The sequence below is a fragment of the Segeticoccus rhizosphaerae genome (genome assembly GCF_009192725.1).
Classification (GTDB): domain Bacteria; phylum Actinomycetota; class Actinomycetes; order Actinomycetales; family Dermatophilaceae; genus Segeticoccus; species Segeticoccus rhizosphaerae.
The window spans coordinates 1-14,592 of sequence record NZ_VOHR01000074.1; the positions used below are offsets into that span (position 1 = coordinate 1).

9 protein-coding genes are annotated in these 14,592 nt (G+C 70.9%); 7 read left to right on the forward strand and 2 right to left on the reverse strand.

Annotation, left to right across the window (positions count from 1 at the left end; genetic code table 11):
• Positions 1-2,262: 3-phosphoshikimate 1-carboxyvinyltransferase (aroA, locus tag FRW57_RS08355; protein ID WP_152185785.1), on the reverse strand; the 2,262-nt coding region annotated here is incomplete at its 3' end.
• Between the two features lie 141 nt (positions 2,263-2,403).
• Between aroA and FRW57_RS08360 the strand changes: the two genes are divergently transcribed.
• The 5 genes from FRW57_RS08360 to FRW57_RS08375 all read left to right on the forward strand — a co-directional run bounded on the left by FRW57_RS08360 (position 2,404) and on the right by FRW57_RS08375 (position 12,051).
• Entirely contained in the window at positions 2,404-3,861 is a 1,458-nt protein-coding gene (locus FRW57_RS08360) for a chlorohydrolase family protein (protein WP_137121158.1), read from the forward strand.
• A 72-nt stretch (positions 3,862-3,933) separates the two neighbouring features.
• Complete coding sequence (locus FRW57_RS08365) at positions 3,934-6,084, forward strand: histidine kinase (RefSeq protein WP_152185786.1); 2,151 nt, start codon at positions 3,934-3,936, stop codon at positions 6,082-6,084.
• Positions 6,081-7,427 (forward strand): hypothetical protein, encoded by a 1,347-nt coding sequence (locus FRW57_RS24410; RefSeq protein WP_238999375.1) that lies wholly within the window; start codon positions 6,081-6,083, stop codon positions 7,425-7,427. The genes FRW57_RS08365 and FRW57_RS24410 overlap by 4 nt, the downstream gene beginning before the upstream one ends.
• Positions 7,424-8,095: a response regulator transcription factor gene (locus FRW57_RS08370; protein ID WP_238999376.1), complete on the forward strand. Its 672-nt coding sequence runs from the start codon at positions 7,424-7,426 to the stop codon at positions 8,093-8,095. The genes FRW57_RS24410 and FRW57_RS08370 overlap by 4 nt, the downstream gene beginning before the upstream one ends.
• A 167-nt stretch (positions 8,096-8,262) precedes the next feature.
• Positions 8,263-12,051, forward strand: a complete 3,789-nt coding sequence (locus FRW57_RS08375) for a hypothetical protein (protein ID WP_152185788.1) — start codon at positions 8,263-8,265, stop codon at positions 12,049-12,051.
• Positions 12,052-12,172: 121 nt separating this feature from the next.
• Here FRW57_RS08375 and FRW57_RS08380 read toward each other — a convergent pair whose 3' ends face one another.
• Positions 12,173-13,372 carry an NAD(P)/FAD-dependent oxidoreductase gene (locus FRW57_RS08380; RefSeq protein WP_202911481.1) on the reverse strand — a complete coding sequence of 400 codons (1,200 nt, stop codon included), beginning with the start codon at positions 13,370-13,372 and terminating at the stop codon, positions 12,173-12,175.
• Positions 13,373-13,609: 237 nt separating this feature from the next.
• On the opposite strand from FRW57_RS08380, the gene sigK reads away from it, so the two are divergent.
• Complete coding sequence (gene sigK, locus FRW57_RS08385) at positions 13,610-14,218, forward strand: ECF RNA polymerase sigma factor SigK (protein WP_137121163.1); 609 nt, start codon at positions 13,610-13,612, stop codon at positions 14,216-14,218.
• A partial coding sequence (locus tag FRW57_RS08390) for an RskA family anti-sigma factor (protein WP_203230260.1) occupies positions 14,215-14,592 on the forward strand: 378 nt, incomplete at its 3' end. The genes sigK and FRW57_RS08390, both read left to right, overlap by 4 nt.

Genomic DNA, 14,592 nt, shown 5'->3' on the forward strand with positions numbered 1-14,592 from the left:
GGCTCCGGTGGCCACGAACACGCGGAGGGTCTCGGGCCGCGGCGCACCGCCCTCGACCGCGCGCACCAGGTCCGCGAGGAAGGGCGTGGCCGCCTGCACGACGGTGCCGCCGTGCTCACGCAGAGCCCGTAGGCCGACGTCGGGATCCCAGACCGGCTGCACCACCTGGGGGGCACCGAGCAGCAGCGCCACCCACATGCCGTAGAGGAAGCCGGTCTGGTGGGCCAAGGGGGATGGCACGTAGACACAGTCCGAGCCGTCCAGTCCCAGGTGCGACGCCTGCATGGCGGCGGCACGGGTGAGGACATCGTGCCGGTGCAGAACGCCTTTCGGCTCACCCGAGGTGCCCGAGGTGAACAGCAGCTGCGCCGTCTGCCGCGGGCGGGCGGACAGCCCGGACGCCAGCTGCGAGTCGACCGGCGCACCGTCGACAAGGGCGCCGTAGTCGTGCCAGGCGGGCCCTCCCTCAGAGGGCGGTGCCCACCTGCCCTCGCCCCCCAGCACGACGACATGGTCGAGGTGGGTCCGGCCAGCCCGGCACATGGCGGCCGTCTCGGCCGCGTGGTCCCGCCCCCGGAACGAGTGGGGCACGAACAGCACCCGCGCCCCTGAGCGGTCCAACGCGAACGAGATCTCGCGTTCCCGGAGGATGGGCATCAGCGGACAGCAGACCGCCCCCACCCGCAGGATCGCCAGCGAGACGGCGACGAACTCTCCCCGGTTGGGCAGCTGGAACGCCACCCTCTCCCCCGGCCGTACACCGAGAGCAAGCAGTGCGCCGGCCAACCGGTCCGCCTCCCGGTCCAGCTCTTGCCACGTCCACACCCGCGAACGCGAGCGCGAGCACTCGATCACGGCGGGCTGCTCGGGCCGCTTCGCGGCCCAGCGCCGCACCCATTCCGTGATGGGCGTCCGGGTCGGGTCCCCGGGAGGGTGCCGCCGGCGCGGTGCTGCCGCGGCACGCCCCTGTCGCACCGACATCCGCAGACCGATCGCGTTCATCGCATCCAGGAAGGTGGGGTAGGAGATCTGGTAGGCGTGCGGGTAGCTGAGCCGGCTCACACCCTGCGCCCGCGAGGCGGCGACGGCCAGCGCCATGAGGACCCGGTGGTCGTTGAACGACGACAGCGGTGCGCCCGTCAAGCCGGCCACGCCATGGACCAGCAGCCGGTCCCCGTCGAGCTCGAGCCGTGCGCCCATCCGGTTGAGCTGGAGCATGGCCGAAGCGCGATCCGACTCCTTCAGTCGGGTGTGCGAGACATGGTCGAACACCGTTGTCCCTCGGGCGAAGGTGGCCATCGCCGCCAGCACGGGCAGCATGTCGGGAAGATCGCGACAGTCCACGCGGGTGCTCTCCAGCGGGTGCCCGTCGTGACTCACCCGCACGGAGCGGGCGGCTGCGTCGAGCGACATGCCGAGCCCCATCCGGGTCATGATGTCGAGGACCTCGGCCTCGGGATGGTCGGTCTGGTCACTGCTCACCGCAGTCATCCCGTGCAGCAGCACGTCAGCCGGATGGACGGCGGCCGCGGCGAGCCCGAAGGCCGCCGACCCCACGTCGGGGGGCAGCAGCAACCTCGTCGGCGCCGCCTCCTGGTCCGGCTCGACCTCGAACCGGCGCCAGTCCTCACTCACCTCGACCCGGAGTCCGAACTGCCGCATCATGCGCACGGTCAGGGCGAGGTAGGTGCGTTCGTTGGCCGAGCCCTCCACCTCGATGACCGTCGGTGCGGTGGCGAACGGTGCGAGCAGAAGCAGTCCGGAGATCCACTGTGACAACGTGCCGTCGATGGCCACCCGGCCGCCGGACGGCCGACCGGGTCGGATCGTGATCGGTGGGCAGCCGTCGGCGGACTCCAGACGCACCCCCAGCTGCTCGAGAGCGGACAGGAGTGGGACAAGAGGGCGCCGCTGGAAGTACTTCTGTCCGGTCACGGTGACCGGACGGTCAGCCAACGACGCCAGGCCGGTCATGAAGTAGAGGGTCGTGCCCGAGCTGCCCGCGGTGACGACCTCCCTGCGAGGACGGTAGGGACCGCCGTGCACGAGGAAGGTGTCACCCTCGACGTCGATCCGCGTCCCGAGCTGGCGCAGCATCTGGACGGTGTAGCGCACATGGCGAGCGTCCGACAGCCCGACCACGCGGCTCTCTCCGTGCGCGAGGGACGCGAGGATCAGCGCGCGGTGTGCGTGGTACTTCGAGTTCGGCACCACCACCTCACCCGCGACACGGCCCTCGCTGCCGTCGACGGACAGGTACACGCCCAAGAGACTAACCACCTTCCACCATCGGTAAACCCTCCGCGACCACGCCGGCGCCCTGACGGACCAGTGGTCCTGGCAGGTGGTGCTGTCACCGGCGGTAGGGTCGGGATACCAATTCCCCTGACACGGACGGATCCCATGACGAGGACGCTCTACTCCGCGCCCTACATCGTCGGTTTCCAGGAGGGCCAGCACCGCATCCTGCGGGACGGGTGCCTGGTCGTCGACGGTGACCGGATCACGCATGTGGGAGCCGAATACGCCGGTGAGGTGGACGAGCGTGTCGACCTGCCGAACCGCATCATCACACCCGGCTTCATCGACACGCACTCACATCTGCACGAGTCGCCCATCGACAAGTCCGTCCAGGAGGACACCGGCAACCGTCAGTTCTGGCTCACCGGGCTGATCGAGATCCTGCCGGCGGAAGCGGCCGGGCTCGACCGTGCGTCGATGCGAGCATGCGTCGACTACTCGCTGATCGAGCTCGCCCGTTCGGGCACCACGACGGTGCTGCAGCTGGGCGATGAGGCCGACTACGTGGCGGACGCCGTCGAGGCCAGCGGGCTGCGTGGCTATGTCGCACCGTCCTACCGTTCGGGCCGATGGTTCACCCCGGACGGCAGGCGGGTGGACTACGAGTGGGACGAGGCGGCTGGGCGTCGGGGGCTCGAGGAGGCCATCCGCTTCGTGGAGTCGAACACGGGCCGGGCGGACGGCCGGGTCCAGGGGTTCCTCGCCCCCGGCCAGGTCGACACGTGCAGCGAGGACCTGCTCCGCGCGAGCTCGGTGGCCGCTGGCGAGCTGCGAGTGCCCGTGTCCCTGCACGCATCCCAGGGAGTCTGGGAGTTCAACGAGATCACACGGCGACACGGACGCACACCCGTCGAGTGGCTCGCCGACATCGGCTTCCTCGGACCCCGCACGCTGCTCGGCCACGCGATCTTCATCACCGGGAACAGCTGGGTCAACTTCGCTGGCAACGACCTCGGCCTGCTCGCGCAGTCGCAGACGTCCGTGTCCTACAACGCCTGGTGCTTCGCGCGCCGGGGCATCCTGATGGAGTCGTTCCCGGAGTATGTCGAGGCGGGGGTCAACATGTGCCTCGGCACCGACACTGCTCCCCAGTCCATGATCGAGTCGCTGCGCTGGACAGCCATATCCGGGAAGATCACCTCGCGCCGCGCCGACACCTCCACCGCACGGCGCGTCTTCGACGCGGCCACGCTCAACGCCGCCGCCATGCTCGACCGGCCCGACCTGGGGAGGATCGCGCCGGGCGCCAAGGCGGACCTGTTGTTCTGGCGGACGGATTCCTTCGGCATGGCTCCGCTACGCGACCCGATCCGCAACATCGTCTACTACGCGCAGCCCTCCGATCTTGCCGACGTGATGGTCGACGGCAAAACGGTCGTGGAGGACGGGGTGGTCGTCGGAGCCGACGTGGCGGCGGCCGCCAGAGGGGTTCAGGCCGCGGGCGAGCGGGTCTGGGCGCACTGGTCAGAGGGCGACTGGGCGGGCCGCTCCCTCGAGGAGGTCGCACCGATGACCTACCCCGCCTTCGAGGACACCGACGTCGAGGGCACCAAGCGCTGAGCACCCACCACGGCCGCTCGAGACCGCTGCCAACCCCTCCCTGACGCCGGCCTCACGGCATACAGTGGCGGGGTGGCCCACCCGCTCCTGGGCCGGATTCTCTTCCGGGTCGTCTTCGCGGTCTACCTGGCCGGCCTGCTCACGTGGCTCGGCCTGGGGCTCCTGCCCTCCGGAATGGTCCATGGGAGTGGGCCGATGACGGACGCGACGACGGGTCTGCAGACCGGGGTCCAGTACGCCTTCAGCGTCCTGAACCTCGCGCTGGGCGTGCTCCTGGTGTGGCGGCGACCGGACGAGCTCGTGCCCCGGCTGCTCGGCTTCGCGCTCCTGGGCACCGCGGCGACGTTCAACATGCCGAGCCATCGCGTCTTCCACGTCCTGGGCTCGCCCTGGCCGATCGCCGCCCTGCACTTCACCTTCCACATCGTGTCCGGCCTGGCCTATGTCTGGGCGGTGGTGCTCTTCCCCGACGGCACGCTGCCGCACCGGCTTCGGGTCCGGCGCGAGACGTTGCGCACGATCGTGGTGGTCACCTCGACACTCGTCGCCCTCGTGTGCTGGCGCAGCAGCTTCCTGGCCCACCCGCAGTTCTTCGTCGTCTTCTTCGGCGTCGCCGTCGCGATGGCCGGCGTGGGCGCGCAGCTGTTGCGTCTGGCCGACCCCTCGACGTCGCCCAAGGACAAGGCCACCGCCCGTCTGCTCTGCGCGGCGCTGCTCCCCGCGCTGACGACGGCATTGATCTGGCTCGGTGCGAGAGTGGTGCTGCTGGCCACCGGAGGGGACCCGGGTGGCGCGCAGGTGGGGGGCGCGGTCCAGGAGCTCTTTCCCGCAGTGTTCGCGGTGGTGCCGATCGTGCTGTGCGCGGGGGTGATCCGCTACCGGCTCTGGGACATCGACCGGCTGTTGAGCCGGGTCCTGGTCTACGGGTTGATCGCCCTGTCGCTCAGCGCTGCGTATGTCGTCGCCGTCACCACGGGAGGCTGGCTGGCCGGTGGCGGGCTCTGGCTCACCGTGCTCGTCCTCTCCTTGGCGGCCGTGGTCGTGGAGCCGTTGCGCGCCGCCGGTCGCAGGTGGGCCAACCGCGTCGTGTTCGGACAGGTCCTCAGCCCGGTCGAGGCCATGCAGCGCCTGACCGCGACCCTCGAACGCCTGACACCTGCCGACGAGCTGCAGCGCATCGCAGACGTCACCGTCGCCGCAACCCGCGCCAGCTCCGCCGAGCTGTGGGTCATCGACGAAGGGCGTCTGGTCCGGACGGCCAGGTCGCCAAGGGCGCCCTGTTCCACGCCGGAGTCGTCGGAGTTGTCGGAGTCGTCGGAGAACCCCGAGATCCTCTTGAGCGGTGGCGACCTGGCCGTTGAGGCGCTCAGGCAGCTCGTCGGCGTCCCGCACGGCTGGTCGATCAGCCACCACGGTGAGGTCGTCGGCCTCCTGGCCGTCGATGTCAGGGCGGACACGCCCCTGACATCGACGGACTGCGTCGTGGCGGAAGACGTCGCGGCGCACGCGGGGCTGGTGGTCCACAACGCGAGGCTGACCGTGGTCCTGGCCCGTCAGGTCGCGGACCTCGCGACCCAGGCAGGCGAGCTGCAGGCCTCTCGGCGGCGGCTGGTGGCGGCACAGGACACGGAACGGCGTCGCCTCGAGCGGGACCTGCACGACGGCGCGCAGCAGGCCCTCGTGGCGGCGATCATCGGTGCGCGGGCCTGCGTGGAGCACCAGCCGGTTTCGCGTCCCGACGCCGAGCGGCTGCGTGAGGTCCTTGCCATCGCGGCAGAGTCCATCACGCAGCTCTGCGGCGACGGGCGACCCCCTGCGGTGGTCGAGCTCGGACTGCGGGGAGCGCTCGAGCGGGCGTCCGCGCTCGCCCGACGCGGCCGCCTCGACGTGGACGTCGAGGTGGCCGTGGGCGAGCTCGCTCCAGAGATCGAGGCCGCGGTCTATTTCTGCTGCGTGGAGAGCCTCCAGAACGTGGTGAAGCACGCCGGCGCCAGCCGGGCCACGGTCGTCGTCGGTCCGTCCGGGCCGGACCTCGCCTTCACCGTCGTGGACGACGGTGGCGGGTTCGACCCGCAGGCACTCGGCCACTCCAGTGGGCTCGAGAAGCTCGCGGAGCGTCTGGCGGTGCGCGGTGGCACGCTCACAGTGAGCACCGGACCGGAAGGCGGATGTGCCGTGCGCGGACGGCTCCCTCTGGGCGTCGACGGATCGGGACGGCGATGAAGGTACGGCTCTCCGGATGGCCCGAGCGGAGGTTGGCGGCCGCCCGGCATACCGCGCGGTTCGCCGTGGCGGCCCTGATCTACAGCGGATTCGCCATGCTCGACCGGGAAGTCGTCCGGCAGCACCTGAGGCCGTCGCTGACGTGGGTTGCCGCCGTCACGGTGGTGGTCGCGGTGGTCCTGTGGGTGGCCCGCGATCGGCTCGAGCGGCTGGTGGCCAAGGCGGTGCTCGGTGACCGCGCGGTCGGACACGAGGTCATGCACGGCTTGGTGCGACGGATGACGACGACGCTTCCGGTTGACGAGGTGGCGCCCAGGATCGCTGAGGCGGCAAGCCGTTCGACGGGGCGCTCTCGTGCCGAGGTCGCCGTGTGGCTGGCCGCGGGCGAACGCTGGACGCAGACCTGGCCGCCCACCTCTCCCCCGGTGTCCGACGAGTCCCGTTATGCGTTCGGAGTGCGTCACGGTGGCGCAGAGGTCGGCCAGATCGCGGTCGGCCTCGGCGACGACGATCTGTCACCGTTGGACCGCAGGCTGCTCGATGCCCTGGCCGGACCCGCGGGGCTGGCGCTGGGGACGGTGCAGCTGACCGTCCAGCTGCGCCGGCGCAAGGCGGAGCTGGAGCAGGTCAACGTCGCCCTGCGGTCGTCCCGAGATCGGCTCCTCGCCGTGCGTGCCGGCGAACAACGCCGGATGCGAACCGAACTGGCCGCCACCGTCTTGCCTCATGTCGCCGCGGCGATGGCCGGGCTCGGCGGGGCCGACGCCGAGGGAGCCCCGGAGATCGACGGTGGGCTCACGAGCGCTGTCGCAGTCCGCGCGGATCCCGAGCTGAAAGACATCGAGCACGCCGGCGTGGAAGCCGGCCTGGCCCTGGACCGGATTCGCCTGATCGCGCGGGGAATCTTCCCGCCCCGGCTGTCGGACGACGGCCTGGCCTCATCTGTTGACGGGTGGCTGCTGCGCGAGGAAGCATCCGCCACGATCGAGGTCGACGGTGACGTCGCAGCCCTGCACGCACAGGCCGAGCAGGAGGCATGCCTGTACTTCTGCATCGTGACGGTTCTGCGTGCTCTGCTCGCCGTGGACGCGTCCGACCTGCGGATCAGTGTGACAGTGGGACCGCAGATCGAGCTTGCCGTGAGCGGACGGACCGACGAGCCGCTGGACGGCGACTCCCGCCTCGTGGTGTCCGACCGGATCGAGGCGTTCGGTGGGAGGCTGACCGACGTGGCACAGGCCGGCCGAAGCGGCATACGGGCGAGCGTTCCGGGGGCCCCCGGTCCGCCCTCGACGCCGCCGACGGACACGGACCGAGGACCCCATCAGGTGGGACCGCCGTGACGCGGGTCCGGGTCGTCTTCGCCGACGACAGCTTCCTGGTCCGCGAGGGAGTCCGCCGCATGCTCGACGCCTCCGGAGACCTCGAGGTCGTCGCCGCCTGCGCCGACCTCGACGAGGCGCTCGACGCCGTCGCGGAGCACCTCCCGGAGGTCGTGCTCACCGATATCCGGATGCCGCCGACCCACACCGACGAGGGAATCCGGGTCGCCGCACACTGCCGGCGCGCGCACCCGGAGATGGGCGTTCTCCTGCTGAGCCAGTACGTCGAGCCCAGCTATGTCAAGGTGCTCCTCGAGCAGGGCACGGAGCGTCGGGGCTACCTCCTCAAGGAGCGCATCGCCGAGCTCGACGACCTGACGGCGGCCATCCGGACCGTCGCCGAAGGCGGCACCGCGATCGATCCCAAGGTGGTGGAGGCACTGGTGCAGGGACGCTCGAAGGTGGGCGACTCCAGCCTGGCCCGGCTCAGTCGCCGCGAGCGCGAGGTGCTCGCCGCGATCGCCCAGGGGCGCACCAACCGTGCGGTCGCGGCCGACCTCGTCCTCAGCCAGCACGCGGTGGAGAAGCACATCAACTCGATCTTCGCCAAGCTCGACCTCAGCGGCGACCAGGAGCACCACCCCCGCGTCCGAGCCGCCCTGCTCTACCTCGCGGAGGGCCGCTCCTGAGGCCAGTCCTCGGCCACGCCGTGCGGGCACCAACACGCGAGAGAGGGGTGCGTGCACCCCCTTCACGAGAGGCGTGCCGGCACCATCGGATCAGGCGCCGGATCCCGGAACCGTTGTCCTCATCCGCTCGGCCACCAAGGGCCGCAGCAACACCATGAGGATCCACGATGACCATCACCGCAGCACCCACGACCACCACCACCACCACCTACAGCCTCCCCGGAGTCGACTGGCTCTCCGTGCAGGTGCAGGGCGACGGCGGCACGCTGACCATCGGCGACACGCACGTGAGCGCCCACGTCACCGCGCCAGCCGACGGTGCGCCGGCGCGCCTCGAGGCCGACCCGGGCGACGTCACCCTCGGCGGTCTGTCCGCCGCTCTCGGGGCCGGCTCCGCTGACCCCCTGTCGGCCCTGCCCAGCCCGCTCGCCAGCTACCTCTGCGGCGTGTCGATCACCAGCGTCGCAGTGACGTTCGACACCGAGGCAGCGAGGATCACCGAGTTCGACCTGAAGCTCGTCGGGACGAAGGGATTCGCACTGGTCCCGGGCTCGGTCGAGGTCGACGACCTGGCAGTCACTTTCTCCGTGTCGAACGCCGGCGGGTCGGTGGCATTCGCCGTGACCGGAGCCGCAACGCTGTCCGGCAGCCCGGTGGCGCTGGCCGTCACCCACGATGAATCCGACTCGTATGCCGTGTCGCTCACCTCGGCCGGCGCGCCCGTGCCCGGGTCGCCCACCGTCACGGCCATCGTCGGGGGCGAGCTCACCAGCCACCTCCCCGCCGAGCTCGCCCACGCCGACTTCGGCCTGTCCGTGGCCACCGCCACCTTCAGGAAGGCAACCGTCGACACCCTCGACGTCATCCTGTCCACCGGTTCCCCCCTCGCGCTGCCCGATCCCGTCGCCCTGACCGTCGACCGGATCAGCGCGCACGTGACGGTCAGCCATCCCACCGATCCGGCCGTGCGCTCGATCAGCGTGTCCCTCGAGGGGGACACCACCTTTGCGGGCGCCGCGATCGAGGCTCGGCTCGAGGCCTCGGCGAGTAGCGGGGCCGAGCCGCAGTGGACGCTGACCGGCGGCCTCGCCGACGGCGCCGTCCTGACGGCCTCCGCCGTCGCGCAGACCTGCGGCGCCACCCTCCCCAGCCAGCTGCCGGACCTCACCCTGTCCGAGCTGTCGGTCGAGGCGGTCCTCGGCGAGGGCACCCTCACCATCAAGGCGGCCTCAGCAACCGAGTGGACGGTCCCGGTCGGTCCGGACGGGATCGGGGTCGGCCACCTCGCGGTGACCTTCACCCGCCACGCACCCGACGCCGACGGGCACACCTTCGGTGGCTCGATATCCGGCACGGTCCACCTCGCCGGTGTCGACGTGCCCGTGGCCTACACCGTCCCCGGTGGACTCTCTCTCTCGGCGACCATCCCACAGGTCGCGCCCTTCGCGATGCTGCGAGACCTGTGCGGCGACACCGCTGTCGGAGCACTGGCCCTGCCACCGGAACTGCTCGCACTCGGCCTCACCGACGTCGCCCTGTCCATCGACGTCACCCAACAGGAGGCGTCCTTCGCCGCCGGCGGGCCCGGCTTCAAGCGCGTGCAGGCCGTGGTGCGCAAGGCCACCACGTGGGGTTTCGCCCTGGGCATCGAACTGGACGACACCTACGAGTTCTCGTCGTTGTCACCAGCTCTCGGTGGCCTCGACAGTGTCCACCTGCCTGGCGCGTTGATCGTCATCTCCTCCTTCGACGACGCCACCTTCAGCTTCGACGAGCTGCAACCCGTGGCCGGGAAGGGCGTGAGCAGGGGCGCGCTCGTCGACGGCCGGCTGGACCTGTCCGGTCTGGGCGCCGACACCTTCCTCGGCGAGAGCCACCTCGACGTCAGTGCCCACCTCGGCACCTCGCTGAGCGACGTGTCACTCGAGGCATCCGTCGCCGACGTGCACATCACCGACGGCGTCGTCCTCAAGGACGCGGAGTTCGAGCTGGTGCCCGACCCGGAGAACATCTCGATCCAGGTCTCCGGTGCCGTCGACGTCACCCTCGACTCCAGCCCGCTGGAGTTCATCGGCGGCGTCAAGGTCGTCCCGAACGGCATCTCCTTCTTCGCGACCATGAAGGGCACCTGGCAGGACCCCTTCGGCGCCAAGGGGATCGCGCTCACCGACGTCTCACTGGAGATCGGCTCAGACTTCGAGGGGGTGCCCTCCATCGGGATCGCCGGCGGCCTGGCCATCGGTGCCTTCTCCGGACACGCAGCCGTCTCGTTCAACTCGGAGCTGCCCACCCAGAGCGTCCTGATCGTGGCCTTCAACCACCTGTCACTGCTCGACGTGGTCGAGACGTTCTGTCCCGCGTCGGTCACGGCCGGGATCCCCAAGGAGGTGTCCGGCACCTTGGCCGGCGTATCGCTGGAGGATGTCGACCTCTACGTCGTCCCCCAGGACACCTCCATCGGCAAGCTCACCTACAAGCAAGGGCTCCGCGTGGGCGGCACGCTGCAGGTTGCGGGCTTCACCGTGCAGGGCATGGTCGAGATCGACCCCGCGGACGGTGTCGCCGCCAGCGGTTCGCTCAGCCCGGTGCACATTGCCGACGTCTTCTCGTTGACCGGCGCCGATCCCCAGGAGGGTCCGACCCTCGACCTCGAGGTCAACACGACCAGCGTCCCGACAATCGCCATCGCGGGACAGGTCACCATGCTCGGCCTCGCCGGGTCAGCCCACGTGAACCTGTCGGACGCAGGGTTCGACTTCGGCTGCAAGGGGCAGGTCTTCGGCCTCTTCGACGCCGACGTCACCGCCAAGGGCGGCAAGCTGGAGTCGGGCTACGGCTTCCTGGTCCACGCCGACATGCACCAGTCCTTCCTCACCGACCTGGCGCGACGGGCGGCAGCGACTCTGCAGCAGGCCGGCGCCGACGCCTCCGCACAGATCGCTGCCGCACAGCATGCGGTCGACACGGCGCAGGCCGACGTGCAGCGACTGACCGCGGCGGGCGACGCCGCGCGTGCCGACCTCGGCGCCGTGCAGTCTGACGCCCAGGCCAAGATCCAGGCAGCGCAGGCTGGCGTGACCCGGGCCCAGAACGCCCTCTCGGCGATCAACGCCCAGGTCGCGTCCACGAAGGCGGCGGTCCAGAGCGAGCGTGACGCCGCCGCGGCGCGGTTGCGTGACGCCCAGGCCAAGCTCAGCGTCGCTCAGTCGGCCGTGGACTCCCTGAACAGCCAGATCAGCAGTGAGCAGTTGCAGATCGACCAGCTCAACAGCGACATCGGCTGGTGGCACAACTGGTACAACAACCTGGCGTGGTACGACAAGGCCTGGGGCTGGACCAAGCTCGGCGTCGAGGTCGGCTGGCGCGGCACCCAGGTCGCCGGTCTGACCGCCGCGATCGCCGGGTTGCGTGCCTCGGAGCTGACCGCGAACGGGGTCCTGGACGTGGCGCGCCAGACTGCACAGGCCGCTCAGGCTGCCTCGGCCACCTACCCGGTCGACCAGGACCCACGCGTCCTCGCGCTCCAGGGAGGTCTGGCCGCGGCGCAGCTCGGCGTGCAAACCGCACAAGGTGTCCTCGCCACCGCGCAGCAGTCGACGACGGCTGCCGTCGCCGCGGCCGCACAGACCGTGACGGGACTGGTCCAACAGCTGGCACAGGCCACCGACGTGCTGCAGACCGCGAGCGCGGCACTCGGTGGGCTGCGGCAGGCCGTCGGGTCGGCCGCCGACATCGTCGGCTACGTCGCGGCGCACGGTCTGGGCAGCCTGCTCGACGTGCGGTCCGCCTCGTTCGACGGCACCCTCACGGCCACCTCCGGCGGCTCGGTGACGCTCGCCGCCGACGTGGTCCTCCAGGGCGCCGAGCAGCGGGTCCGGATCTCCTACGACTTCCATGACCTGGCGGCCGGAGCCAAGGCGCTCGCACAGCAGTTGCTGCCCGGAATCCCGGTCTGACCCACCCGAGCTGCCGTGGGCGGGCCGCGACCCCCGGTCGCGGCCCGCTCACCCGCGCCCAACCAGCGCTGGCGCTCTCGGTGCCGCCCCATTGGGCTCTGCCGGCTGACGGGGCGGTGTGTCAGCCGAGAGGCGATCCGCTGGTGCGCAGGTAGCCCGGAGGCGCGACGTTGTCGACGAGGAGTCCGACGGCCGCGCGCGCGGCAATGGGGCCCACGAGGTTGCCGGACCCGCTGTAGCCGCCGCAGGCCACCACCCCCTCGTCCACCGGGACGCAGAGGGCACGCCGGTCCTCGGTGTAGCCGACGGAGGCCGCCCAACGGTGCGTGACGCTGACCGGCTCGCCGGCGACCCGGGCTGCCGCGCTGTCGATCCAGCGCTGCACCTGTGGCGTCGGATCGTCCTCGTAGGTGGTCTCGTCCTCCAGGAAGTGGTCCCGTCCGCCGCCGATGAACAGCCTTCCTGACGGATCCTGCTGGGCCCACTCGTATCCCGCTCGAAAGTCGACACCGCACGGGAGCCGATCCGCAGCGATCGGGCGGGTCGCCACCATCTGCAGCCGCATCGTCCGCACCATGGGAGCCAGCTGGGGCAGGAGCAGCTCGAGCTTGCCGTCGATCGCGACGATGATGAGGTCTGCTCGCACCGATCCGCGTGGCGTCGTGACGAGGCCGGCCTCGACCGTCGTGACGGGTGAGTGCTCGTGCAGCTGGGCCCCGGAGGGAAGGGTCGACGCCAGCCCGAACGCCCTACGGACCGGATTCATCAGGGCGTCGTCCGGGTTGAAGAAACCCTGCCCGAGGCGGCCGTCGTATGCCTCGACCGCGACGCCGATGGACGCGAGAGCCTCCTGCTCGGCCTTTAGCTCGACCAGCTGCACACGGGCGGCCTGCTCCTCGTTGTCGTCGATGGGCTCGCCGGGGAGGCCCGCCAGCGAGAGCGAGCCGACCTGCCGCACCACGCCGGGGCCGAGACGGTCGGCCAGGCGCCGCTGTTCGGCCAGCGTCTCCCGGTAGAGCTCCGCACGCAGGTCCAGGGAGACGGGAGCGTCGGGCGACGAGAGCGACATCGCGCCACCACAGGACAGGAACCCCCCGTTGCGGCCGGCCGCTGCTGCCGCGACGCGGCCGGCGTCCAGACCGATCACCGACAGGCCACGGTCCGCGAGGTCCTCGATCGCCGCCAGGCCGCTGCCCCCCAGCCCGATCACGCAGGCATCGGCGGTCACCCGGCCGACGAGCGGACCGAAGCCCCGCCATTCCGGCAGTGCCGGGTCGTCGTCCCATCCGGGACGGTTCAGGTCGGCCACGAGCTGCGTCATGTGAACCCTTCTGGCTCTTCGGACTTCGGACGGGTCTTGGCGGCAGGTTCCCCGCCAGGGTCGCCGAGCCGCACCGGGGTGGCCGGCCACCTCAGGGTAGTGAGCCTGCTGCGGCCAGCATCCTCGGGACGGCCGCTTGGCCGACGATCCCTGCCGCGAACGCCATCGGTGGTCCACAGGCAGGGCAATCCACGGTCGGTTCGGCGGCGAATGACCTGTGTGTGCATCATGGTGCCCATGACAACCGATCCCCCCGGCAGGGCGTTGCCCGAGGTCGCGGGGCACGGTGGGCCGGACACCAGAGCAGAGCTGACGCAACTGCTGCGAGCCAGCGGTCACGGGGACGAGGAGGCCTTCGCGAAGTTGTATGACGTCACGGCACCACGCGTCTTCGGGCTGGTCCTGCGGGTCCTGCGGGACCGCGCGCAAGCCGAAGAGGTGACCCAGGAGGCGTTCCTGGAGATCTGGAGGACCAGCCCGCGCTTCGACCCGGCGCGAGGCAGCGCGCTGGGCTGGCTGATGACCATCGCACACCGGCGAGCGGTCGACCGGGTGCGCTCGGCACAGGCGCAGACCCGCCGCGACACGGCATACGAGGAGAGCCGGCGAGCACCGGCGTATGACGTGACGGCTGAGCAGGCCCATCAGAACCTCGAGGCGGGGGTCGTGCGGGAAGCGCTGCGCGAGTTGACCCGGGTGCAGCGGGAAGCCTTGGAGCTGGCCTACTTCGGCGGGCTCACCCATCGCGAGGTGGCCGATCGGCTGGACCTGCCGCTCGGCACGGCCAAGACCCGGATCCGCGATGGGCTGACCAGGTTGCGAGACACGTTGGGAGCGGACCGATGAACGACGAGCCTTCCCGCCACGTCCCGGAGGTGGACGAGGGCCCGCACGCGCTGGCCGCTGCGTATGCCCTGGACGCCCTTGACAGCGAGGAGAGGACGCGGTTCGAGGAGCATCTGTCCACCTGTGCCGAGTGCCAGCGTGAGGTGGGGAGCCTTCGTGAAGCGGGAACGTCGATGAGCGCCCTGTCCGAGACGGAACCGCCGCCCTCGCTGAGGCAGGGGGTGCTGGCCGGGATCCGGGAGACGTCCCAGGACCCCGTCGAGCCCACGTCCGCGATCCCAGCCCGGAACGACACGGATGCCCCGCTGCCGGGGCGTGGGGCGGCCGACGAGCTGGCGACGCGCCGCGGCAGGCGACCGCAGAAGTCGCCCGGG

What these genes read in the sequence shown, in the direction of transcription:
- FRW57_RS08360 (WP_137121158.1), top strand. Translation starts at nt 2,404, where the DNA reads ATGACGAGGACGCTCTACTCCGCGCCCTACATCGTCGGTTTCCAGGAG.
- sigK (WP_137121163.1), top strand. Translation starts at nt 13,610, where the DNA reads ATGACAACCGATCCCCCCGGCAGGGCGTTGCCCGAGGTCGCGGGGCAC.
- FRW57_RS08375 (WP_152185788.1), top strand. Translation starts at nt 8,263, where the DNA reads ATGACCATCACCGCAGCACCCACGACCACCACCACCACCACCTACAGC.
- FRW57_RS08380 (WP_202911481.1), bottom strand. Translation starts at nt 13,372, where the DNA reads ATGACGCAGCTCGTGGCCGACCTGAACCGTCCCGGATGGGACGACGAC.
- FRW57_RS24410 (WP_238999375.1), top strand. Translation starts at nt 6,081, where the DNA reads ATGAAGGTACGGCTCTCCGGATGGCCCGAGCGGAGGTTGGCGGCCGCC.